Below are 22,322 nucleotides of genomic sequence, written 5' to 3' on the forward strand. Positions count from 1 at the left end.
CCACAGATCCGTTGCGGCACAGTCGCTCTGTCGGTGGCCACCGCTAGGGTTGACGCATGACAGCAGGTCCGCGTGCACCGATCAGCGAGGCGTCCAGCGCCCTCGCGCAGGTCGTCGCGGGGCTGGAGCGGCTCGCCGCGGTGCCGGGGTGGCAGGCCGGCGAGGGTGAGCTGAGCGAGGCGCTGGCCGGCCTGGACCAGGTGGGACGGTTGGCGCAGGCGCAGTCCACCCGGCTCCTGGCCGAGGTGTCCTCGCGCGGTCTTCCCGGTCAGCAGGGCCATGCGCGCCTCGAGCACTGGCTGCGCGCTCAGGTGCCGACGACCAGCCCTCGCGCGGCATCGGCCCTGGCCCGTCGGGCGGAGCGGCTGTACACGAGTGCGGTCGCCGCCGAGCTGGCGCCGACTCGCGAGGCCATGCTGTCCGCGCGGATCACTCCCGACCAGGTCGACGTCGTGTCGACCACCATCGAGGCGCTGAGCCCGCCCAGCTGCCCGGCTGAGGTGGTGGACGCCGACACGCTGGCCGAGGCGCAGCAGGTGCTGCTGGAGCAGGCGGGGTCGTTCGACGCGCCGCGGCTGCGCACCATCGCCGGGTACCTGCGCGACCGGCTGGACCCAAACGCCGACCAGCGGCTGGCTCGGGACGAGGACGCTCGGCTGCGCGCTCGAACCTTCGCCGTCGGGACAGATCCGTCCGGCATGGTGCACGTCGCGGGCGCGCTCACCCCCGAGGCCGGTGCGGCCCTGTCCACCGCTCTGGATGCGTGGTCGGCGCCGAGGGCCGCCGCCGACGGCACGCCGGACTCACGCACACCGGGCCAGCGCCGACACGACGCCCTGCAGCACCTCGCCGAGTCAGCGGTGGCCGACCCGACCCTGCTGCCCACGACGCGCGGCAGTCCGTACCGGATCGCCGTCCAGGTGCCGTTCCAGACCTTCGCCCACGCGCTCGGGGGCGGGCTCGAGCCGGGTGACGCGCCGGCCACGCTGGTCGACCGGACGGCGCTCTCGTCCGTCGCGACGCAGCTGATCGCGTGCGCGGCCGAGGTGCTGCCGGTGCTGATCGACGACCTCGGCAACCCGCTCGACGTCGGCGACGCCCAGTACTCGTTCACCCCGAAGCAGCGAGCCGCGGTCTCCCTACGGGACGGCGGCTGCACCTGGCCCGGGTGCGGGGCTCCCCCAGCGTGGTGTCACGTCCACCACCTGGTGCCGTTCGGCCGGGGCGGGCCGACGTCGGTCGCGAACGCCGGCCTGCTCTGCGGCCGGCACCATCGCCACGCCCACGCGATCGGGGCAGTGGCGACCCTGCGCGACGGTCAGGTGGTCTGGGACCTCGCTCGACCACCCGATCCACCGGGAGCCCAGCTCACGACCCAGCCACCTCCCAAGGCGACGAAGGTCATCGACGCCTTGGTCCGGCGATGGCGCACGCGCCAGGAACAGTGAGGTTCTACCGGGATCACGGGTCTCGCCGACGTATTCGCCTTGACGGGTGCTGGATGCTCGGAGCGTGGACGAGAGCGGAGCTGCCGAGCCGTGCCTCCCGACGTGGACGGTGGGGCTGCTGGCCGACTTCCCCGCCTCGATGCGAGCAGTGGCAGACATGCGCTGGCAGGAATGGGGGCACCCGCCTGAGTCGGAGGATCCAGCCTGGTGGCTCGAGACCACGATCCGTGAAGCCGGGCGCACGGATCTGCCGGTGACCCTCGTTGCCCATGATGCGGCAGGCGCGGTCCTGGGAGCGGTCGGCCTGGATGTCTACGACCTCGACGAGAGGCGAGAGACCAGTCCGTGGGTGACCGGCATGATCGTCCGGCGAGATCACCGCGGTGAGGGTGTCGGCAGAGCTTTGATGGACTCCCTGGAGCGCTGGGCTGCCGACCACCACATCGCCGAAGCCTGGGTCGGCACCGACCTGGCCCAGGGCTTCTACGAGCAGTGCGGATGGAACCTGATCGAGGTGTTCACGGACTCCACCGGCCAGGACATGGCCGTCCTCCATCGGCGGCTTCGGTAGCTGTCTCAGCGACCCTGCGGTCCCGGTGTCGTCTCGCTGGGGTCAACCCACGTTCGTGATGAGCAGGCCGTCAACAGCCCGCATGCCATCGAGGACCTGTTGCGTGTCCGTGTCCTGCATGACCTTCCAGTCGTGCTCCGTCACAGCGACGAATTGCAGGAACTGCACGAGGCCGTTGGGAGTGCTGATCCGCCTGAGGGTCGGATCCTCCACGAGCGCGATGACGGTGAGCGGCGTGTCCGGGCCGCCAGTATCGGGATGTCCGGTGACCGGACCCCCAAGCGGGAGCCGGACGTGCGGGTCCAGCAGCAACGGCTTCTCGCTCGCCCACTGAGCGATCCTCTGCAGGATCGTGAAGGGCCAGGCCGGGGCCGCGCCCGGCTCGGCGCTGTCGTCTCGGACACGCCAGGTGAGCTCGTAGCCCCAGCCACTGAGCCCTTCGTTATCGCCTTCGTCATCGTCGAAGATGTTGCTCAGGCCATAGGTCACGTAGTGCCAGTAGTCGTCTACCCGATAGGCGCTGCACCCCTGGAGGGCGCTTCCAAAGTCCCGGCCCGGGAAGTAGCCCACGTGCTTGGGGACCTGGTCGCCGTACAGGCCGCGGCAGGCTGCATCGACAGCATCCCATCCGCGCGTCGATGGCTCGACGACGTCGCCGGTCGGATCAGGGTCCCGCTGACGCCGAAACATGGGGTGAGGCTACGGCAGCCTGAGGTAGAGAACGGGCCGGCAGGTCCGACATTCGCTTGGGACTGCGTGCCGTTACTCCACTAGGCGCGTAGTGGCGTTGCGCCGCGACACTCACGAGGGTCGGCCGGCGGGTGGTCAGACGGGGCGCGGGGGGACGCGCAGGGCCGGGCCGCGCGCGGTCAGCGGCGACGGCGACGCGACCCACAGGTACGTCGGCAGCAGCGGCAGCATGGCGGCCAACGCCTTCTCGGGCAGGCGAGTCACCGGCCCGGGCACCTGGCCGTCGTCCGCGAACTCGTCCGGCGCCGCGAGCACCGGCAGCGTGTAGTCGAGCACCGACCAGTCGGCCATCATCGTCCGCAGGCCCGGCCGGGTGCGGTACTGCTCGTAGTAGTGGTCGGCCCGCCCGAACGCGCGCACGTACCGGTCGGCGGCCCCCTGCGGCAGGTACGACAGGAACGGCAGCCTGTAGTGCGGTTCGATGATGCCGAGCCGGTTGCCCAGCCCCAGGTACAGCACGCCGTCCGGCTTCAGTACCCGCCGCACGTCGGCCAGCACGGCGTCCGGGTCCACCACGTGCTCGTAGATGTGGTTGAACACGGCGACGTCCACCGACTGATCGGCCAGCGGCAACGCCTCCCCCGCCGCGCAGACGAACCGCACCCGCTCGCCGAACCGCGCCTGCGCGACCGTGAGCCCGGGCACGTCGATGTCGACCCCGTACGTCGTCGCGGCACCGGCGCCGGCCAGCTCGTCCGCGATGAAGCCCTGCGAGCAGCCCACGTCGACGACGCTCAGCCCGGTCAGCCCCTGCGACTCGGTGCGCCCCAGCACGTGCCGCAGCACCGCCAGGATCTTGGCGGCCTTGCGACGGCGCTTCTCCTCGTCGCGCATCGCCGCCATCTGCTCGGAGTAGGCGAGCTGGGCGGAGCGCTGTGGGGTCCTCGGCACGGTCGTCAGCCTAGGGCGCGGGAGGGGGCGGCTGGTCACCGGCGGCAGCGTCGCGCCGCGCCTTCATGAGGTGGTGGCTGCGGTCGTAGAGCCAGCCGACGGCCGCCGCGACGACGTCCGAGCCGGTGATGATGAACCGCGACAGCAGGACGACGGCACCGGCGGCGGACTTGTTCAGCGGCCCCGTCAGCAGCAGCACCAGCACCGCCTCGCGCAGGCCGATCCCGGCGGGCAGCAGCACGACGACCATGCCGATCGCAGCGGCGAGGGCGTAGCCGAACACGGCCGGCACGATGGACTGCCCGGGTGAGCCGCCCAGGTCCACGACCAGGGTGAACACGTGCAGGCCCAGGCAGAGCCACGCCGCCAGGAACGCGGCCATCGTCACCGTGATCGCCTTGCCGGACAACGGGTGCTCGAGCTCGGGACGACGGAACCGGCGCAGCACCCGGGCGATGATCGCGTTCAGCACCCGGGGGTGCAGCACGGCCAACCCGAGCGGCACGACGAGCAGGACCAGCAGGTAGCTGGAGTCCCCGCCCGACGACAGCAGGGCGGGCAGCGCGATGATGCCGATCCCTAGCCCTGCCAGCGCACTCAGCACCACCGAGAGCAGCCCGGCCACCGCCGTCCGCTGCCGCGGGACACCCAACGCGCTGGCCACCTCGGCCTGCACCACCACGGTCCACACGCTGCCCGGCACGTACTTGCCCAGCTGACCGATGAACAGCACCCCGGACGCCGGGCCCAGCGGCAGCGGCGAGCCGAGGTCCGCCATCAGCGCCCGCCAACCGATCAGCGTGAACACCAACGACAGCAACGCCAACGCGGACGAGAGGGCGAGCGCCCCGGCCGAGACGCGCGCGATGTCCGCGCTCACCGCGTCCCAGTTCCGGACGACCGCGACCACCACGGCCGCCAGCACGAGCAGACCCACCACGACCCGTACCACCACCAGCCAGCGACCCCGCGTCACGGCGTGTCCAGCCCGTCGCCCAGCGCAGCGTCCAGATACTGCTTCCACGGAGTGTCCAGGTCGGGCGCCCGCACCCCCGCCCGCAGCTGGTCGAGCACACCGGGCGCCGCCAGCCGGGCGACGGCCTGGGCCAGCGCGCCCACGTCGTCCGGCGGCACGAGCAGACCGTCGACCCCGTCCCGGACGTCGTCGGCGAAGGTCCCGGTGCGGGTGGCCAGCACCGGCAGGCCGTGCGCAAACCCGAGCAGCGCGTTCTGCGACGCTGTCGCGGACCGGTACGGCAGGGCGAGCACGTCGTGCTCGGCGAGCAGCCCGGCCAGCGCGGGCGCGGGCACGTACCCGGCGCGCAGCCCGACGACGTCCGTCGAGCCGACCTCCGCCGACCCCTGCTGCGCCGCCAGCTCGCGCACCCGATCACCGGCGCTCCCCCACAGCTCGCCGGCCACCGTCAGCCGCACGTCGACCCCGCCGGCAACGGCCCGCTGCACGGCTTCGATGAGCAGGTCGGTGCCCTTGTACTCGCGGACCATGCCGAGCGCCAGCAGCCGCACCGGCGGGTCGTGCGGCGTCCGCGGCAGCGCAGCACCGCCAGGCAGGTGCGGCGGCAACGGCACCTGGCGCACCGCGCGCGCCCCCAGCGAGCGGGCCAGCTGGGCCTGCTCGGCGGAGTGCACCAGGACGGCGTCCGCCCGGCGCAGCAGCGCCCGGACCAGCTGCACCGCACCGGGATGCGGCTCGTGCGGCAGCACGTTGTGCGCGACCACGGTGACCGGCGTCCCCCGCCCGAGAGCGCGCAGCAGCGCCAGGTGAGCGGGCACGACCGCGGGCACCACGTGCACCAGGACGACGTGGTCGACGCCGATCGGATCGCTGGCACGCAAGGAGCGCCCGACCCGCCACCACGAACCCGGCCGGTCCCAGGCCAGCGGCCGCGAGGTCGCCGGGAACGGTGCGAGGTCGGGGACGCCCTGCGGCACCGCCTGCTCGCCCGGGTACAGCGCCTTCGGGTAGAGCCGGGACCACGACACGAGCCGGGTCTGGTGCCCGGCCTGCTCGAGCCGGTGGGCCAGCTCGGTGGTGTGGGCGGCCACGCCACCCTTCAGCGGGTACGTCGGACCGACGACGGCTACTCGCATGCGCGCCGTCGCACCCTCACACGCCGTCTCACACGCCGTCTCACACGCCGTCTCGGGACCGGACGACGAGGTCGGACAGCAGCGCGAGCGAGCCGATCATCAGGCCGCTGACCACCAGCAGCACGGTGCTCGCCGGGAAGTAGAACGGGTGCCGGACCATGTCCACGACGCCCTTGAGCAGCCCGATCCCGGCCAGCCACAGCGCCAGCGGCATCAGGACCTTGAGCGGGTCGAAGTACATGACCATCCGCAGCACCTGCAGGATGTAGCGGTACGCATCGCGCACGAAGTGGAACTTCGAGACGCCGGCCCGCTTGGCGTAGTGGATCTCCACGTACTTGATGTCGTGCTGGTTCTGCAGGAACGCCAACGTGATCGTGGTGACGCAGCTGAAGCCGGGGGGCAGCAGCCGCAGGTACGGCAGCGCGACCTCGCGGCGGAACGCCCGCAGACCCGAGTTCAGGTCCGGGATCTTCTGGTTGCTGAGCCGCTCGGCGACCTTGCGGATCAACCACTTCGCCGGCACCCGCAGGATCTTGTGGGTGCCCTCCTCCGTCGTCCGGGCGCCCACGACCTGGTCGTACGACGGGTCGTCGCGCAGGATCCGGACCAGCTCGGGGATCCGCTCGTTCGGGTACGTCATGTCCGCGTCGGTCCAGACCACGACCTGACCGCGGGCCATGGTGGTCCCGATCCGCCGAGCCGTGCCGGACCCGCCGTTGCGCCGGAACGGCACGACCTTGACGGACGGGAACCGCTGCGCGGCCTCGTGCAGGACGGCGAGGGTGCCGTCGGTGCTCGCGTCGTCGATGGCGAGCACCTCGTAGCTGAACTCGCTGGCGTCCAGCGACTCACAGATCCGCTCGACCTCCGCCATCACGTGGTCCTGCTCGTTGAACGCGGGCAGCACGACCGTGACGTACGGCTTGGGCTGGGGCGCCTCGAGCTCGGACGTTGCGGGGGCGTCGGACGTCGGGATGACCTGGGTGGCCGGGTGCTCTGTCATGTCGGCGATGAGCGTACCTGGACTGCCAGGCAGGGTCGCTCAGGTGGCGGGCGCCAGCCACAGGTCGACCGACAGCGGCGCATCGCCGTCCGGACGTCGGGTCAGCAGCCGCTGGTCCTCGACCGTGCCCACCCGCACGACCTGGCTGGGAGCCGCACCGAGCCGGCGCAGCGCATCCGGCGACCCGGCGCTGACCACGACCGGACGGCGACCCGCGCCCAGGACCGCCTGGGAGACCGCCACCACGGTGGCCAGGTCGGCCGGTTTCGCGGACGACGAGGCCACCACGACCGTGGGGACGTCGCAGACTCCGCGCAGCACCTGCGTCCACTCGTTGGCGGCCCGGCTGTCGACCAGGACGGCGGTGTCGTCCGGTCCGAAGGCGTCGCAGGCCCGCGCCACGGCGGCCGGCTCACCGCGCTCGGTCCGCTGGCCGGCCAGCGGCCAGGTGGCCAGCAGGCCCGGCACCACGATGGCGAGCGCCGCGGCGGCGACCAGCACCGGCCGGACGGCGGCCGCGGTCCAGCGCGCAGCGGCCAGCGCCGCCAGCCCGCGGGCCCCGGCGACTGCGAGCAGCAGCACGGTGGGCAGCACGACCGGGACGAGCCGGCGGTCGGCCCACGGGTGGTCCGGCGTGATGCCGGGGCGGTAGAGGGTCAGGACCGTCGACCCCAGGGCCGCGACGAGCAGCACCGTCCAGGCCGGCAGCTCGTCGTCGTCCGCCCAGGCCCGAGCGACCCGCCGGGCCGCGCCGACGGCCCCGACCAGGGCGAGCAGCAGGGCGGGGAGTCCCACCCACCAGGCCACCCACTGCAGGCTGTGCTCCGCGTAGGTGCGGCCACCGTCCACCGGCAGCCCCTGGGCGACCTGCAGGGCCGCGACCACCCGTGACCCGGAGTCGGCCGCGCTCTGCCGGACCGTCTGCCACAGCGGCCGGCTGGCCAGCAGCACCGCGACCAGGGCGACCGCGGCGGGCAGCAGCCACGGCAGCCGGCTGCGCACCCCGTCAGGCAACCGGACGCCACGACCGGCCAGCAGCACCACCGCCGCCGAGCCGACCGCGAACAGCACTGCCAGCGCGGCGAGCGGCACCAGGGAGGCCGAGATGGAGGCCAGGTAGGGCCGGCTGAGCAGTGCGGCCGACGCGGCCGCGGCGAGCGTCGCGACCAGCAGCCCCAGGACGAACCGTCCCGCGACCGATCGCTCGAGCCGGCCCCGGGTGGCCAGCAGCGCGGCGGCGGGCAGCAGCATCGCGGTCTCGCGCACCGCGTCGACGCGGACCAGCGCGGTGCCACCGATCAGCAGCCCGGCCAGCAGCGCCAGCCGGGGCGAGAGCGCGCGGCAGGCGGCCACCAGCAACCCGGCCCCGGCGCACGCGACGAGCAGTGCGAACGGCTCCGAGTACGTCGCCCGACCGGCGTGCAGCACCGGCTGGCAGACGGCCAGGGCGGTGGTCGCGAGCAGGCCCCACCACCCCCCGACGAGCCGGACGGCGAGGGCGCCGAAGGCCAGGACGGCGGCGCCCAGCGCGACCGCGGGGACCAGCAGGAGGCCGGTCCAGCCGCCCAGCCACCAGCCGACGGACAGCCAGAGCGGGGTGGCCACCAGGAACTGCGGGACGACGTGCGTGCCGGTACCGCTGCCCTGCTCGTAGAAGCCGGGAGACCCCACCCCGACCCCGGGCAGCGCCAGGACCTTCGCACCACCGAGGTCGTCGACCGACACGTCGACCCGGCCCTGGTGCGTCGTCGCCAGGTGCTGGCCGAACAACGCGTAGGTGCCGGCGTCCCGGCGGAGCACCGTGTGCTCGGCGTGCGTCGCACCGGCCCACACCCCGGCGCCGACCGCGACGGCCAGCACCAGGGCCGCCGCGGGGGCCCCCACGTCGGCCACCGGCACCCGCCGGGCCAGCAGCACGGCCGGCAGCGCGCCGACCAGCAGCACCACCGCGGCCACGGGTGGCACCCAGGCCCCGACGGCGACCAGCGGGACGGCCAGCACGGTCACGGCCAGTACCCACGTGGCCAGCCCGCACCCGGTCCTGCTCAGCGCGGCGGCCAGCCGGCCGCGCTCAGGCATGCCGCAGCGGCTGCCACCACTCGCGGTGGTCGTGGTACCACGCGACGGTGGCCGCCAGGCCCTCGTCGAACGGCACGGCCGGCGCGTACCCGAGCTCGGCGGAGATCTTGCTGATGTCCACGCTGTAGCGACGGTCGTGGCCCTTGCGGTCCTCCACCGGGCGCACGCTGCTCCAGTCCTTGCCGGCCGCGGCGACCAGCCGCTCCGTCAGCTCCCGGTTGGTCAGCTCCGTGCCGCCGCCGATGTTGTAGATCTCGCCGGGGCGTCCACCGTCCCGGACGAGCTCGATGCCCCGGCAGTGGTCGTCGACGTGCAGCCAGTCCCGCACGTTGAGCCCGTCGCCGTACAGCGGCACCTGCTCGCCGTCCATCAGGTTGGTCACGAACAGCGGGATGACCTTCTCGGGGAACTGGTACGGGCCGTAGTTGTTGGAGCAGCGGGTGATGTTCACCGGGAGGTGGTGGGTCCGGTGGTAGGCGCGGGCCAGCAGGTCGCTGGACGCCTTGCTCGCCGAGTACGGCGAGTTCGGCAGCAACGGCTCGTCCTCCGTCCAGGACCCCTCGTCGATCGAGCCGTACACCTCATCCGTGGACACGTGCACGAACTTCTCGATGCCGTGCCGGATCGCGCCGTCCAAGAGGGTCTGGGTGCCGACGACGTTGGTCTCGACGAACGCGGCCGCACCGGCGATCGAGCGGTCCACGTGCGACTCGGCGGCGAAGTGCACGACCTCGTCGACCTCGGACATCAGCTCGTCGACCAGCCCGGCGTCGCAGATGTCGCCGTGCACGAAGCGCAGCCGCGGCGAGTCGGCGACCGGGTCGAGGTTCGCCCGCACCCCCGCGTACGTGAGCTTGTCCAGGACGACGACGTGCGCGTCAGCCAGCGCGGGGTAAGCACCGCCGACCGCCTGCCGCACGTAGTGGGAGCCGATGAAGCCGGCACCTCCGGTGACAAGAACCTTCACGGTCACGAACCTCCCAGTAGACGGCTAGGGTCTGCGCATGCGCGGGATCATCTTGGCAGGCGGTTCGGGGACTCGACTGCACCCTGTGACGATCGGCGTCAGCAAGCAGCTCGTCCCGGTCTACGACAAGCCGATGATCTACTACCCGCTGTCGATGCTGATCATGGCCGGGATCCGCGACGTCCTGGTGATCACCACCCCGCACGACGCGGCCCAGTTCGAGCGGCTCCTGGGTGACGGGTCGCAGTTCGGCATCAGCATCACGTTCGCCCAGCAGCCCAGCCCGGACGGCCTGGCCCAGGCGTTCATCATCGGCCGTGAGTTCGTCGGCACCGACACGGTGGCCCTCGTGCTGGGCGACAACATCTTCTACGGGCCGGGCCTGGGCACCCAGCTGCGCAAGAACGTCGACCTGGAGGGCGGCCTGGTGTACGCCTACCAGGTCGGCGACCCACAGGCGTACGGCGTCGTGGAGTTCGACTCCGCCGGGCGCGCGATCTCGTTGGAGGAGAAGCCGGCCGAGCCGCGCAGCGACTACGCCGTGCCGGGGCTGTACTTCTACGACAACGACGTGCTCGACATCGCCGCTGCCCTCGAGCCGTCGCCCCGCGGCGAGCTCGAGATCACCGACGTGAACCGCGTCTACCTCGAGCAGGGCCGGCTGGCCGTCGAGGTGCTGCCCCGCGGCACGGCGTGGCTCGACACCGGCACCTTCGAGTCCCTGATGAGCGCCAGCGAGTTCGTCCGGGTCATCGAGAGCCGCCAGGGCCTGAAGATCGGCTGCCCGGAGGAAGTGGCCTGGCGCAGTGGCTTCCTGGACGACGACCAGCTGCGCGCCGCCGGCGAGGCGCTCGCGAAGTCGGGCTACGGCTCGTACCTGCTCGGCCTGTTGCGCAACGGCAAGGACTGACGGGCCCGCGACTGACCCCGCGGCCGACAGGTCAGGCCAGCACGGTCGGCGCGGCGGCCGCGAACCGCTCGCGCCAGTCGCCGATCGGTTCGACGCCGGCGCGGACCAGCGCGCCGTGGCCCAGCACGGAGAAGGCCGGCCGCGGTGCCGGGCGGACGAAGGCCGCGGACGTGGTCGGGCGCACCCGCTGCGGGTCGGCACCCGCCGCCCGGGCGACCTCCTGGGCGAACTCGTGCCAGGAGCCGCGACCGGACGACGTGGCGTGGTAGGTGCCGGCCGGGGCCTCGTGGGTCAGCAGGTCGACGACGACGCGCGCGACGTCCACCGTCCACGTGGGCTGCCCGACCTGGTCGGCGACGACGTCCAGGGTGTCCCGCTGGGTGAGCGCCCCCGCGATCGTCTTCGGGAAGCAGCGCCCGGCGGCGCCGTACAGCCAGGCGGTCCGGACCACCAGGACGTCCGCGTGCTCGGCCCGGGCGGCCCACTCCCCGGCCCCCTTGGTCCGCCCGTAGGCCGAGCGCGGCGCCATCGGCGCGTCCTCGGCGTAGGGCTCGCTCGCCGTCCCGTCGAACACGTAGTCGGTCGAGACCTGCACGAGCCGGGCGCCACTGCGGCGGCAGGCGATGCCCAGGTGCGCCGCGCCGAGCGCGTTCACCGCGAAGGCCGGACCCTCCTGGGTCTCGGCGTCGTCCACGGCCGTCCAGGCCGCGCAGTTCACCACCACGTCGTGGCCCGCGACCTGCTCGACGCACGCAGCGGCGTCCGTCACGTCGAGCTCGCGACTGCCGACCGAGGTCACCGTCCGACCGCTCGCGGTGAGAGCGGCGACCACGTCCGTCCCGAGCATCCCCGCGGCCCCGACGACGAGCCAGCGGTCCGTTGCACCATCAGCCATCCGGCTAGTGTCGCAGCATGCAGATCACGCCGCTGACCATCGAGGGCGCCTGGAAGATCGTGCCGCGCCAGCACTCCGACGACCGCGGGGTCTTCCTCGAGTGGTTCGCCGAGGCGGCGTTCGCCGAGGCGACCGGGCAGCGCTTGAACCTCGCCCAGGCCAACATCTCGACGTCCTCGGCGGGCGTCGTGCGCGGGATCCACTTCGCGCAGCTCCCGCCCAGCCAGGCCAAGTACGTCACCTGCCCGTCCGGGGCGGTGCTCGACGTCGTCGTGGACATCCGGGTCGGGTCACCGACCTTCGGGCAGTACGAGACGGTCGTGCTGGACGACGTCGAGCGGGCCGCGCTGTACCTGAGCGAGGGCCTGGGACACGGGTACATGGCCCTGCGGGACGGCTCCGTGTTCGCCTACCTGTGCTCCGCGCCCTACGCACCCGGCCGCGAGCACGGCGTGAGCCCGATGTGCCCCGAGCTGGCGATCGAGTGGCCGACCACGGCCCCGGACGGCACCGCGCTAACCCCGCTCATGTCCCCGAAGGACCTGGCGGCGCCCACGCTGTCGCAGGCCCGGGAGCAGGGGCTGCTGCCGACCTACGCGCAGGTGCAGGACTTCCGCGCCACGCTGCGCAGATGAGCGCGAGCACGCCCGCCCACCTGCTCGCCGAGCTCGTCGCGCAGGACGGGACCCGCCCCCGGCTGACCTGGTACGACGACGCCGACGGCCCGACCCGCGGCGAACGGATCGAGCTGTCCGCACGGGTGCTGGCCACCTGGACGGCCAAGGCCGCGAACCTGCTCGTCGACGACCTCGGGGTCGAGCGCGGCGACGTCGTGGCGCTCGACCTGCCCGCCCACTGGCGGACCACCTACTGGGCCCTCGCCGTGTGGCGGGTGGGCGCCGTGGTGTCCCTGGGCGACGACCCGGCCGCCGCGGTCCGGGTCACCGCCACGCCCACCGCACCCACCGGGCTCGCCGGGACCACGGCCGCGCAGCAGGTGGCCGTGTCGCTGCCCGCACTGGCGCGGCGCTGGACGCCGACGGACCGAGGTCCGGCGGACCTGCCGGCTGGAGTGGTCGACGAGGCCGCCGACCTCGCGTCGCACCCGGACGTGTTCGTGCCCTACGACGAGCCCGAGCCGGACGACCCGGCCCTGCGGCACGCCGGCGGGGAGTGGGCGGCCGGTGGGCTGGTGGACGCGGCCCGGGGGCTGGCGACGGAGCGAGGCTGGCCACCGGGCGCGCGGGTCGCGGTCACCGCCCAGGACGTGGACGACGTCCTGCTGGCGCTGCTCGCGGCCTGGAGCACCGGCGGTTCGGCGGTCCTGGTCCGCCCCTCGTCGGATGCGGCGACGATCCCCGAACCCGTTGCGCTGCAGGCACGGTGGGACGCCGAGCGGGTCACCAGCGCTTACGGCCCACCGGGTAGACCTGCTTCTCGACCGTGACCCAGGTGAGGGTGGCGACCGTGCCGGTCGCCGCGATCTTGCCGGCCTTCTGGGCCGCCTTGACGGCTGCGGCCGTCTTCGGCCCGAACTCGCCGTCCGCCGTCACCTTGAGAGCCTTCTGCAGCGCCTTCACCGCGGCACCGGTCGAGCCCTGGCGCAGCACGGTCGTGCGGTACGGCAGCAACGGGTGCGCGACCAGCTCGACGGCGTCCCACGTGCGGCGGTCCACGACCCCGGTCACCGGGACCTTCTTGACCTTCTGGAACGCCTTGACGGTGCCGGCGGTACCGGGACCGAACACGCCGTCGACCTCCGACATGCCCAGCGCCTTCTGCAGCGCCTTGACCGCGGCACCCTTGGCGCCCTGGCGCAGCGTCTGGCCCTTGTAGGCGGAGACGGTGGTCGTCCGGGCGAGCACGTTGGCGGACGTCGCGGGAGGTGTCGGCGTCGTGGTGGGCGGCTTCGGCGTCGGCGTCGGCTTCGGGGTCGGGGTCGGGGTCGGCGTCGTCGTGACCGGGACCAGCACCCGCCCCAGCGGGTAGGCCTGCTGCTCGAGCGCGATCCAGGTGGCGACGTCCGTGGACCCGGTCTGCGGCAGCTTGCCCCTGACCTGCGCCGCCTTCAGCGCGGCCAGCGTCTTGGCCCCGAACGCGCCGTCCGCCGTGACCTTGAGCGCCGTCTGCAGGACCGTCACGGTCGCGCCCTTGGACCCCGACCGGACCACGGTGCGACGGTAGGCCAGCAGCGGGTAGGCCGCCTTCTCGAGCGCGTTCCAGGTCGCGGCGTCGACGACACCGGTCGCGGGCAGCTTCTTGGCCGTCTGGAACCTCGCCACGGTCGTGGCGGTGCCGGTGCCGTAGACCGCGTCGACCTTCAGCCCGAGCGCGTGCTGCAGGGCGCTGACGCCGGCCCCGCGCGAGCCGGTTCGCAGCACCAGGGCCTTGAACGGGGTGAGCGTCGTCGTGGTCGCCGCGGACGCCGGCAGGGTCACGGGCTTCGGCGCCGGCGTCGGGGTCGGGGTCGGCTTGGGGGTCGGCTTCGGCGTGGGGGTCGTGCTGGCCGTGGCCGGCACGAGCTTCGCCCAGGTCGGCTTGTCCAGGACGCCGGTCACCGGGACCTTCACGCCCCGCTGCCAGCCCATCAGCTTGGTGCGGGTGCCCGAGCCGAACACACCGTCGGTGGACAGGCCCAGCTTCTGCTGGGCCACCTTGACGGCCGAGCCGACCTGACCGGGCCAGATGATCCCGTAGGCGGACTTGGGTGCCGCCGGGAGGCTCGACGGGCAGGCCGTCGTGCGCCGCACGCCCGTGTAGACGGGGGCCGGCTGGCCGCTGTAGACCCGGCACGGCCCGCGGTCGTCGTTCGTGGTGACCGAGCCGTCCCACCAGGAGGTGCGCTCCTCGGCGCCGTCCCAGGTGAAGCTCGTGTGCACGTGGTCGGTGTGCGAGCTCGCGCCGCTGTACGGCCGCCAGCCGTCGCCCATTCGGTAGGTGCTCCAGATGTGGCGGTTCCAGATCACGTACATGACGCCCAGGCGCCGGGCGTTGCCGCCGACCACGCCGTGCGCGTCCTTGCCGGTGAGCCACTTGGTCAGCGCGTCTCCGGCGGCCTTCTCGGCGGGCTTGTTGACGCTGACCATCCAGTCGAACGCCCGGCCCTCCTTGTGCTCGCTGGTGGCGCCGATGCCGCAGCCCCGCACGATCCCGCCCGAGTGGCCCTGCCGGTACGTCGTCAGCACCATCCGCGCGTACGCCTCGACGCCGGGCTTGGCCGCCGGGTCGCAGCTGCGCTGGTCCTGGTACGTCGGGACCACGTCGGTCTTGGTGGGCAGCGTCTTGGTCGGCTGGGGCACCGGTGTGCCCGCGGCGTGCGCGGTCTCGGCGAGCACCGGCTGGGCGAGCAGCGCCACCGCGGTCGCCGTCAGCGCCAGGCGGGCCGGAGCCCCGGTCTGACGAGGTGCGGGTACGCGGTGACGGCCCGACATGGTGGCACTCCCTTGCAGAAGAACGATGTGACGATCCCCTCGACCGTCTCGGCGTGTCCCTTGACACAGATGCTCAAATTGATACGGCTGTGACGCGTGGGGCATGTGTGAGTGTGCCGGTTCGGCGACGAACCGTCTACGTGTTCACCCGATCAGCCGAAGAGTTCGAAATACCAGCCCGCAGCAACTCAACGCCGCTGCCGGGCCCGCCGAATGCCACAGTGGTGAGACCACAGTGGTCACGGGAGTCCGACGGGACTCCACCGACGAAGGGACCTCCATGCGCCGTCCGGCACTCGCGCTCGCCCTGACCGGGGCCCTCGTGGCCGGGCTGTTCGCGGCGACGCCCGCGCAGGCCGCCTCGGCCACCTGGGCGTGGCCCTCCTCCGGCTCGCTGGCCGTCGACGGGTACGGGTGGGGACACGGGCACGGCATGTCCCAGTACGGCGCGTACGGTGCGGCCAAGAAGGGCCTGACCTACCAGCAGATCATGGCCTTCTACTACCCCGGCACCACGCTGGCCACGCAGACCGAGCCGACGATGCGCGTGCTGGTCGACGCCGACTCGGACGACGTCGTCGAGGTGGCCCGGTCCTCCGGCCTCGGCGCGGTGACCGACCACGGCACGATCGCGGACCTGCCCCCCAGCATCGGCGGGGCGACGGTGACCCGGTGGCGCGCGGTGCGCACCGCGAGCGGCACGAGGCTGCAGTACCTGACCGGCACCTGGAAGACCGCCACCGTCGGCGGGGCCACCGACCACTCGTTCGTGCAGTTCAGCCCGGGCACCTCGGGCACGGTCCTGCTGGTGCTGGGCGGCGCGCTCCGCGAGTACCGCGGCAGCATCCGGGCCGTCCAGACCGGCAGCTCACCCAACCAGCTCACCGTCGTCTACTCCACGACGACCAACTACCTGCGCTCCGTCGTCCCCTCCGAGATGCCCTCGTCCTGGAGCACGGAGGCGCTCCGCAGCCAGGCCGTCGCAGCGCGCAGCTACGCGCTCAACGACCGCGCGAGCAAGCCCGCCGGCGCGCTGTACGACACCTGCAGCACGACCAGCTGCCAGGTGTTCAGCGGCGTCGCCGCCTACACCCTGGGCGGCACGTTGACCCGCGGCTACGAGGCGGCGACCAGCAACTCCGCGGTCAGCGCGACCGCGGGGCGGGTGGTGACCTACGGCGGCAAGCCCGCGTTCACCCAGTTCAGCGCCTCCAACGGCGGCTGGACGACGGCCGGCAGCGCCTCGACCCCGTACCTGAAGGCGTTCGCCGACCCCTACGACGGCGCCGGCACCTCCGGCGACCCGCACCACTGGACCGACACGATCACCGCCTCCGCCCTCCAGGCGAACTACCCCGCGATCGGCACCCTGCGCTCGGTCACGGTGACCCGCGACGGGCACGGCACCGGTGGTGGCCGGGTCACCCAGGTCGTGCTCATCGGCAGCAGCTCGTCGAAGACGCTCACCGGCTCGCAGTTCGCCAGCGCCGCCGGCCTGAAGTCGGTCTGGTGGGTCCCGTCGAACGGCGGCTGGAGCACCTACAACGCGATCGTCGGGCCCGGCCACTGGAACGCCGGGACCACGGACGACGTCCTGGCCCGCGACACCAGCGGTCGGCTGTGGCTGCACGCCGGCAACGGTGCGGGTGGCTACGACCCGAGGACCGTGGTGGGCACCGGCTTCCAGGTCTTCAACGGCCTCGTCGCGCCTGGGGACTGGGACGGCGACGGGCACCCCGACCTGCTCACCCGGCGCACCGACGGCAGCCTGTGGCTCTACTCCGGCAACGGCACCGGCGGGTTCAAGGCGTGGCGGAAGGTCGGTACGGGCTGGGGCTCGTTCAACCTGATCCTGGGCGTCGGCGACTGGGATGGCAACGGCCACCGCGACCTGGTGACCCGGCGCACCGACGGCAGCCTGTGGCTCTACTCCGGCAACGGCACCGGCGGGTTCACCGGCTGGCGCCGGATCGGCACCGGCTTCGGCGCGTTCAACGCGATCGTCGCCCCGGGAGCGTGGGACGCGGACAGCCACCCGGACCTGCTCACCCGGCGCACCGACGGCAGCCTGTGGCTCTACTCCGGCAACGGTACCGGCGGGTTCACCGGCTGGCGCCAGGTCGGCACCGGCTGGACCGGCTACGCGATCTCCGCCGCCGGCGACGCCACCGGCGACGGCAAGGCCGACCTGGTCGGACGCTCCAGCGGCGGTTCGGCCTGGCTGTACCCGGGCACCGGGACCGGCGGGTTCAGGGCCCGGATCACCATCGGGACGCCCTGACCGGGACTCCAGGTCACACCACCGGCGGGCGTCCGAGCCGGGTCATCCGCCAGACCGTGCGCCAGCGCATCGGTCGGCGCGGCCCTGGGTCCGAGCGCCAGCCCTCGACGAAGCCCCGACCCCACACCCGCAGGGAGCGCAGATCGCGCACCCGGACGACGGTCAGCGCGGTCCACACGCCCAGGTAGGCCACGACGAGCGGGGCGGGCAGCCGGCGCCGCGCCAGCCACACCCGGTTGCGCGCGTTCAGCCGGTAGTAGGTCTCGTGCCGGGCCGGCGTGGTCGTCGGGTGCCCGGCGACGGCGTCCGCGTCGTACCGGATCGTCCAGCCGGCGTCCAGCGCCGCCCAGGCCAGGTCGGTCTCCTCGTGGCCGTACCAGAACGCCGACGGTAGGCCGCCGCACTGATCGAGCACCGCGCGCCGCATGACGTTGGCACCGCCCAGGAAGGTGGTGACGTCCGACGACCGCTCCGGGTCCGATGCGCGCAGGCGAGGCACGTGCCGGCGTGAGGACAGCCCGGTCTCGGGGTCGATGATGCGCATCGAGACGATGCCCAGCCGCTGGTCCGCGGCGAAGGCCGCCCGGACCCGGCCCAGGACGTCGTCCGAGAGCAGCCAGGCGTCGTCGTCCAGGAAGAGCACCAGCTCGTCGTCCAGCTCGCGCCAGCCGAGGTCGCGGCCGCCCACGATGCCGAGGTTCTCCGGGGTCGCCAGGGTGCGGACGCCGTCCGGCACGGGGGGCGCCTGGACACCGTTGGCGATCACCAGGATCTCGGCCCGCGGGCCGGTCTGGTCCAGCACGCTGCGCAGCGCCCGGGTGAGCTCGACCGGGCGGTCCCCCATGGTCAGGACGACGACGCCGACGCCCAGGTCGTCCGGACCCGCCTGCGCCGCCATCAGTCCAGCCGGTGCGACAGCAGGATGGACGCCAGGTGCAGCACCGTCATCACCGCGGCGATGGCAGCGAGCGCGACCAGCAGCACCTGGGTGCCGTGCAGGGTTCCGGTGGCGGCGTCCACCACGGCGGCGACGACCAGCAGCAGGGACGACTCCAGGGCACCGGTCAGCTGGTGCACCTTGAGCACCTGGGCCGCCTTGCGCGCCCGTCCCAGCACGGCGCTCTTGAGCTCGACCGACGCCTCGCTGGCCACGGTGTGGCCCGACCGGGTGCGGGCCACGTCCACCAGGTCCGTCTCGGCCTTGACCAGCACCACCAGCAGGCCGGCCGCGACGCCCAGCGTCGTCCAGCCCCCGAGCTCCTGCCCACCGGCCCGGAACCCGTAGGCGGTCAGCACGGCGGCCTCGACCAGGTAGTGGCCGACCCGGTCCAGGTAGACGCCGGTCACGCTGGTCTTGCGGTGCCAGCGCGCGACCTCGCCGTCGCACAGGTCGAGCAGGAAGTAGACCCAGATGGCGACCACCCCGACCAGCGCCGTGACCAGGCCGGACAGTCCGAGCGGGATCGCGGCGAGCAGGCCGACGACGATCATCAGCCCGGTGAGCTGGTTCGCCGTCACGGGCGTGCGGATGAGGACCCGGGTGACCCGCAACGAGACGTCCCGCAGGAACCAGCGGGCCATCCAGTGCTCGGCGTTGCGCCGGTCCATCGTGGACGCCGGCTGGGTGATGGCGCGCAGCTCGTCCAGGCTGGGCGGCGGGGGCTGTGTCGTCACGGCGTCGAGGGTACCCAGCGCGACCAGTAGGCCCGGCTGGACGCCAGCACCGAGCCGCCCAGCAGCACCGCGCCGATGCCGAAGACCCAGCCCGCGACGTCCGGCGCCAACGCGGCCACGACCAGCACCGCGGCCAGCCGCAGGGGCCAGCCGAGCACCGTGAGCGGGCCGGTCGCCGCCGTCGCGCCGGTCAGCCGACCCCGGTACGTCACGTCGTACTCGGCGATCGCGACCACGGCCAGCCAGCCGAACAGGCCGGGCAGCGCGGCAGGTGCCAGCCAGTCGACCAGCAGCAGCGCGCCGAACTGCTCGAGCGCGCGCGAGCCCGCCGGGATCAGCCAGCCCAGCGGTCCGCCCACCCGCCAGCCGTGCAGCGGCAGCGGTCGGCCGTCCACCTGCACGGCGAGCTGGGCCCGCGCCGACTCGGACGGCCGCACCCGGCTGGCCAGTGCCCGGCCGAGCCGCCCGGCCGTCGTCCAGCCGGCCGCGACGACGCCCAGGGCGAGCAGCACCACGAACGTCCACCGCACCCCGACCGTCGGCGCCAGCACCGCCAGCAGGATCGTGCGCTCCCCCACCGGGGCGATCACCGCCCGCTTCGCGTACCGGACGGCGGGGCGGGCGTCAGTGCGGGCGGACCAGCTCCCGACCGCCCCCTCGGCGGCGGTCGTCGCTGCGCTGCCTCCCACCTGGCGGGCCGCGAAACCGAAGTCGACGAAGTGCCGGGTCACCAGCAGGCCCAGGCTGGCCAGGGCCAGCAGCCACTGCTCGTGCCCGGCACCGACCACGCCCGCAGCCAGCGCGCCGTACACCGCGTACTCCTTGATCCGGTCCGCAGCGACGTCCAGCCACGCGCCGCGTGCCGACGTCGTGCGGGTGTAGCGGGCGAGCTCGCCGTCCACGCAGTCCACGACCAGCGAGGTGAGCAGCAGCACCGAACCCACGACCAGCCAGACCCGCGAGCCGCCCGCGTAGGCGAGCGCCGACAGCAGGCCGAGCAGCAGGGCCACCGCGGTCACCTGCGCCGGCGCCAGACCAGCGCCGACTGCGCGCCGGGTGAGGGGGCGGGACAGCGGTCGGACCAGGAAGGTGGACAGGAACCCGTCGTCCGAACGGGATGCCCGGCGCAGGCGCAGCGCGGCCTCGTCGACAGCGCCGACCCGCTCGTCCGCGCCCACCGCCTCGTCCGGGGTCTGCGCCAGGGTGGCCAGGAACGAGCCGGGGGTGAGCTCGCGCCCGGCGCCGCCCAGGTCCACCGCGACGTCGGCCACGGCGTCCAGCAGCCGGCGCGGCGGCCAGCCGCTCGCCGCCCGCTCGAGTGCCTGCGCGAGGTCCTCGCGGGCTCCCGCTGCCACCCGCAGGGCCAGGACCTGACCACGGTCGTCACGCAGGATCCGGCCGAGCCCGTCGGGCTCGGCCACGACGTCGCCGAGCAGCGTCGGGCCGGCGACCAGGGCGCCGTCGACCAGCGCCAGCGGCGCGCTCGTCGAGTCGCGCAGAGCAGCGACCAGCTGGTCCACGGCCGAGGTCATCGAGTCGGCCGCCAACCGGCCCCGCAGGACGCCGGCCTCGTGGGTGGCGCGTTCGCCGACGACGTCGGCGAGCAGCTCACCCTCGGGCAGGTGCGTCAGCGCAGCGCCCGGCGCGACCTGGTCGACCACGACCAGCACCTCGGTCGTGGCCGGCCTCACTTCCGGCGCCCCTGGTCCTCGTTGTAGGTCTCGATCGCCTCCTCGACCGGGCCGTCCACCTTCATCCGGCCGCCGTCGAGGTAGATGCCGCGCGAGCAGAAGCGCTTGAGGTCGTTCTCGCTGTGCGACACCAGGAACAGCGTGCGGTCGGTGTGCACGATCTGGTCGATCCGGTCGTAGCACTTGGCCCGGAACCGCTTGTCACCGACCGCCAGGACCTCGTCCACCAGGATGATGGGCTCGTCCAGCGTGGTGATCACCGAGAAGCCGAGCCGGACCTGCATCCCGCTGGAGAAGTGCCGGAACGGGGTGTCCAGGAAGTCGCCGATCTCGGCGAAGCTGACGATGTCGTCGAACCGCTCCTCGATCTGCTCCTTGCGCAGCCCGTGCAGGCCGGCGGTGAGCCAGATGTTCTCCCGGGCGGTGAGGTCCCCGACGAAGCCACCGGTCAGCTCGATCAACGGCGCGACACCGGCGTTGACCTGCACCCGGCCCTCGTCCGGCATCAGCACGCCGGCGATGATCTTGAGCAGCGTGCTCTTGCCCTGACCGTTCGCACCGACCAGCCCGACGGCCTCGCCGGCGCCGACCTTGAAGCTGATGTCCCGCAACGCCCAGAAGGTGCCCTTCGGCGTCGTGGACTTGCCCTTCAGCAGCATCTCGCGCAGGGACAGCCGGTACCTTCGGTTGCGCAGGAACTCGATCCCGACGCCCTCGACCTCGATCATCGTCACAGGCTCAGAGCTCCTTCAGCACGGCGCTCTCGAGGCGCTTGAAGACCCAGGCACCGAAGAACAGGCTGCCGACGCAGATGGCCGCCGACACGCCCACGATCTTCCACCCCGCGAAGACGGCCGGGAACAGGGCCGACCGGAACAGCTCGATGATGCCGGTGAGCGGGTTCAGCGCGAACAGCTTGCGGACGGCCTCGATGTCGATCCGCTGGATCGAGTAGATCACCGGTGACAGGTAGAACATCACCCGCAGCCCGATCCGGACGACGCGTTGCAGGTCGCGCACCAGCACGGTGGCCGCGGCCAGGGCCAGCCCGATCCCGGTCAGCAGCACGGCCTCCATCACGATGGCGAGCGGGAAGAGCAGCACCTCGATGGCCGGCGGCTTGCGGTAGGCGATCATGAAGATCACCACGACCGGCAGCGAGAAGAGGAACTCCAACCCCTTGGAGCCGACCACCTTCAGCACCCAGATCTCGCGCGGCAACCGGGTGGAGCGCACCAGGCGCGACTCGGAGGTCAGCGCCCGCGAGGTCTCGGTCACGCTGCTGGAGAACCACTGCCAGGACAGCAGGCCCAGGACCAGGAAGAGGATGTACGGCTCCTCGCCGATCGAGCCTCGGGTGAACACGACCGTGAACACGAACCAGTACACGCCGGTCATCAGCAGCGGGTCCAGGATGGTCCAGAAGTAGCCGAGCACCGAGCCGGCGTAGCGGACCTTGAGGTCCCGCATGATGAGCAGCCCGAGAACGCGTCGGTGCTGCCACAGGGCACGAGCCCGGCCGGCCAGGCCCATCCCCACCTCCTGCTCGAACACGCGACCAATCGGCGGACAGCCTACGCGACCGCTGTGGCTCGGCTGCTATCGCCACTCGGTAG

Annotated in this window: 20 protein-coding genes; 6 read left to right on the plus strand and 14 right to left on the minus strand. The window is 73.0% G+C overall.

The features are described from left to right. Positions 1 to 56 precede the first annotated feature (56 nt). Positions 57 to 1,448, plus strand: coding sequence for an HNH endonuclease signature motif containing protein (locus ABEB17_RS03020; RefSeq protein WP_345715085.1), 1,392 nt, complete (start codon positions 57 to 59; stop codon positions 1,446 to 1,448). Between the two features lie 64 nt (positions 1,449 to 1,512). Further along, entirely contained in the window at positions 1,513 to 2,019 is a 507-nt protein-coding gene (locus ABEB17_RS03025; protein ID WP_345715086.1) for a GNAT family N-acetyltransferase, read from the plus strand. 42 nt (positions 2,020 to 2,061) lie between these two features. Here the strand turns inward: ABEB17_RS03025 and ABEB17_RS03030 are convergent, their stop codons facing one another. The 7 genes from ABEB17_RS03030 to rfbB form a co-directional block, all read right to left on the minus strand. Beyond that, a complete protein-coding gene (locus ABEB17_RS03030) occupies positions 2,062 to 2,709 on the minus strand; it encodes a suppressor of fused domain protein (protein ID WP_345715087.1) in 648 nt (215 codons plus the stop codon). Positions 2,710 to 2,844: 135 nt separating this feature from the next. Beyond that, entirely contained in the window at positions 2,845 to 3,660 is an 816-nt protein-coding gene (locus tag ABEB17_RS03035; RefSeq protein ID WP_345715088.1) for a class I SAM-dependent methyltransferase, read from the minus strand. A 10-nt stretch (positions 3,661 to 3,670) separates the two neighbouring features. Then, positions 3,671 to 4,636: a lysylphosphatidylglycerol synthase domain-containing protein gene (locus ABEB17_RS03040; RefSeq protein ID WP_345715089.1), complete on the minus strand. Its 966-nt coding sequence runs from the start codon at positions 4,634 to 4,636 to the stop codon at positions 3,671 to 3,673. Then, positions 4,633 to 5,772 carry a glycosyltransferase gene (locus ABEB17_RS03045; RefSeq protein ID WP_345715090.1) on the minus strand — a complete coding sequence of 380 codons (1,140 nt, stop codon included), beginning with the start codon at positions 5,770 to 5,772 and terminating at the stop codon, positions 4,633 to 4,635. Before ABEB17_RS03045 ends, ABEB17_RS03040 begins: the two co-directional genes overlap by 4 nt. A gap of 40 nt (positions 5,773 to 5,812) precedes the next feature. After that, positions 5,813 to 6,778: a glycosyltransferase family 2 protein gene (locus ABEB17_RS03050; RefSeq protein WP_345715091.1), complete on the minus strand. Its 966-nt coding sequence runs from the start codon at positions 6,776 to 6,778 to the stop codon at positions 5,813 to 5,815. Positions 6,779 to 6,817: 39 nt separating this feature from the next. Beyond that, positions 6,818 to 8,857, minus strand: a complete 2,040-nt coding sequence (locus ABEB17_RS03055) for a hypothetical protein (protein ID WP_345715092.1) — start codon at positions 8,855 to 8,857, stop codon at positions 6,818 to 6,820. Beyond that, positions 8,850 to 9,824 (minus strand): dTDP-glucose 4,6-dehydratase, encoded by a 975-nt coding sequence (rfbB, locus tag ABEB17_RS03060; RefSeq protein WP_345715093.1) that lies wholly within the window; start codon positions 9,822 to 9,824, stop codon positions 8,850 to 8,852. The genes ABEB17_RS03055 and rfbB overlap by 8 nt, the downstream gene beginning before the upstream one ends. Positions 9,825 to 9,861: 37 nt before the next feature. Between rfbB and rfbA the strand changes: the two genes are divergently transcribed. Continuing rightward, complete coding sequence (rfbA, locus tag ABEB17_RS03065; RefSeq protein WP_345715094.1) at positions 9,862 to 10,734, plus strand: glucose-1-phosphate thymidylyltransferase RfbA; 873 nt, start codon at positions 9,862 to 9,864, stop codon at positions 10,732 to 10,734. Between the two features lie 31 nt (positions 10,735 to 10,765). Here the strand turns inward: rfbA and rfbD are convergent, their stop codons facing one another. Continuing rightward, positions 10,766 to 11,629, minus strand: coding sequence for a dTDP-4-dehydrorhamnose reductase (gene rfbD, locus ABEB17_RS03070; protein ID WP_345715095.1), 864 nt, complete (start codon positions 11,627 to 11,629; stop codon positions 10,766 to 10,768). A 17-nt stretch (positions 11,630 to 11,646) separates the two neighbouring features. Between rfbD and ABEB17_RS03075 the strand changes: the two genes are divergently transcribed. After that, positions 11,647 to 12,264 carry a dTDP-4-dehydrorhamnose 3,5-epimerase family protein gene (locus ABEB17_RS03075; RefSeq protein ID WP_345715096.1) on the plus strand — a complete coding sequence of 206 codons (618 nt, stop codon included), beginning with the start codon at positions 11,647 to 11,649 and terminating at the stop codon, positions 12,262 to 12,264. After that, positions 12,261 to 13,076 carry a TIGR03089 family protein gene (locus ABEB17_RS03080; RefSeq protein ID WP_345715097.1) on the plus strand — a complete coding sequence of 272 codons (816 nt, stop codon included), beginning with the start codon at positions 12,261 to 12,263 and terminating at the stop codon, positions 13,074 to 13,076. The genes ABEB17_RS03075 and ABEB17_RS03080 overlap by 4 nt, the downstream gene beginning before the upstream one ends. Here the strand turns inward: ABEB17_RS03080 and ABEB17_RS03085 are convergent. Beyond that, positions 13,030 to 15,060: a peptidoglycan-binding domain-containing protein gene (locus ABEB17_RS03085; protein ID WP_345715098.1), complete on the minus strand. Its 2,031-nt coding sequence runs from the start codon at positions 15,058 to 15,060 to the stop codon at positions 13,030 to 13,032. The genes ABEB17_RS03080 and ABEB17_RS03085 overlap by 47 nt on opposite strands. Positions 15,061 to 15,340: 280 nt before the next feature. Here ABEB17_RS03085 and ABEB17_RS03090 point away from each other — a divergent pair, with 280 nt between their 5' ends. Continuing rightward, a complete protein-coding gene (locus ABEB17_RS03090) occupies positions 15,341 to 17,341 on the plus strand; it encodes a SpoIID/LytB domain-containing protein (RefSeq protein WP_345715099.1) in 2,001 nt (666 codons plus the stop codon). A 13-nt stretch (positions 17,342 to 17,354) separates the two neighbouring features. Here ABEB17_RS03090 and ABEB17_RS03095 read toward each other — a convergent pair whose 3' ends face one another. The 5 genes from ABEB17_RS03095 to ABEB17_RS03115 are packed head-to-tail and all read right to left on the minus strand — an operon-like array spanning position 17,355 to position 22,260. After that, positions 17,355 to 18,212, minus strand: a complete 858-nt coding sequence (locus ABEB17_RS03095; protein ID WP_345715785.1) for a glycosyltransferase family 2 protein — start codon at positions 18,210 to 18,212, stop codon at positions 17,355 to 17,357. Between the two features lie 26 nt (positions 18,213 to 18,238). Next, positions 18,239 to 19,015, minus strand: a complete 777-nt coding sequence (locus tag ABEB17_RS03100) for a CDP-alcohol phosphatidyltransferase family protein (protein WP_345715101.1) — start codon at positions 19,013 to 19,015, stop codon at positions 18,239 to 18,241. Continuing rightward, positions 19,012 to 20,706 carry a CDP-alcohol phosphatidyltransferase family protein gene (locus ABEB17_RS03105; protein WP_345715102.1) on the minus strand — a complete coding sequence of 565 codons (1,695 nt, stop codon included), beginning with the start codon at positions 20,704 to 20,706 and terminating at the stop codon, positions 19,012 to 19,014. Before ABEB17_RS03105 ends, ABEB17_RS03100 begins: the two co-directional genes overlap by 4 nt. Next, the gene (locus ABEB17_RS03110; RefSeq protein ID WP_345715103.1) at positions 20,703 to 21,434 is read right to left on the minus strand and encodes an ABC transporter ATP-binding protein; all 732 of its coding nucleotides are present in this window, start codon (positions 21,432 to 21,434) and stop codon (positions 20,703 to 20,705) included. Before ABEB17_RS03110 ends, ABEB17_RS03105 begins: the two co-directional genes overlap by 4 nt. A 10-nt stretch (positions 21,435 to 21,444) precedes the next feature. Then, positions 21,445 to 22,260: an ABC transporter permease gene (locus ABEB17_RS03115; RefSeq protein WP_345715104.1), complete on the minus strand. Its 816-nt coding sequence runs from the start codon at positions 22,258 to 22,260 to the stop codon at positions 21,445 to 21,447. Between the last annotated feature and the right edge of the window lie 62 nt (positions 22,261 to 22,322).

Source organism: Angustibacter luteus (assembly GCF_039541115.1).
Lineage (GTDB): Bacteria > Actinomycetota > Actinomycetes > Actinomycetales > Angustibacteraceae > Angustibacter > Angustibacter luteus.

What these genes read in the sequence shown, in the direction of transcription:
- ABEB17_RS03020 (WP_345715085.1), top strand. Translation starts at nt 57, where the DNA reads ATGACAGCAGGTCCGCGTGCACCGATCAGCGAGGCGTCCAGCGCCCTC.
- ABEB17_RS03030 (WP_345715087.1), bottom strand. Translation starts at nt 2,709, where the DNA reads ATGTTTCGGCGTCAGCGGGACCCTGATCCGACCGGCGACGTCGTCGAG.
- ABEB17_RS03045 (WP_345715090.1), bottom strand. Translation starts at nt 5,772, where the DNA reads ATGCGAGTAGCCGTCGTCGGTCCGACGTACCCGCTGAAGGGTGGCGTG.
- ABEB17_RS03050 (WP_345715091.1), bottom strand. Translation starts at nt 6,778, where the DNA reads ATGACAGAGCACCCGGCCACCCAGGTCATCCCGACGTCCGACGCCCCC.
- ABEB17_RS03055 (WP_345715092.1), bottom strand. Translation starts at nt 8,857, where the DNA reads ATGCCTGAGCGCGGCCGGCTGGCCGCCGCGCTGAGCAGGACCGGGTGC.
- rfbA (WP_345715094.1), top strand. Translation starts at nt 9,862, where the DNA reads ATGCGCGGGATCATCTTGGCAGGCGGTTCGGGGACTCGACTGCACCCT.
- rfbD (WP_345715095.1), bottom strand. Translation starts at nt 11,629, where the DNA reads ATGGCTGATGGTGCAACGGACCGCTGGCTCGTCGTCGGGGCCGCGGGG.
- ABEB17_RS03075 (WP_345715096.1), top strand. Translation starts at nt 11,647, where the DNA reads ATGCAGATCACGCCGCTGACCATCGAGGGCGCCTGGAAGATCGTGCCG.
- ABEB17_RS03080 (WP_345715097.1), top strand. Translation starts at nt 12,261, where the DNA reads ATGAGCGCGAGCACGCCCGCCCACCTGCTCGCCGAGCTCGTCGCGCAG.
- ABEB17_RS03085 (WP_345715098.1), bottom strand. Translation starts at nt 15,060, where the DNA reads ATGTCGGGCCGTCACCGCGTACCCGCACCTCGTCAGACCGGGGCTCCG.
- ABEB17_RS03090 (WP_345715099.1), top strand. Translation starts at nt 15,341, where the DNA reads ATGCGCCGTCCGGCACTCGCGCTCGCCCTGACCGGGGCCCTCGTGGCC.
- ABEB17_RS03110 (WP_345715103.1), bottom strand. Translation starts at nt 21,434, where the DNA reads ATGATCGAGGTCGAGGGCGTCGGGATCGAGTTCCTGCGCAACCGAAGG.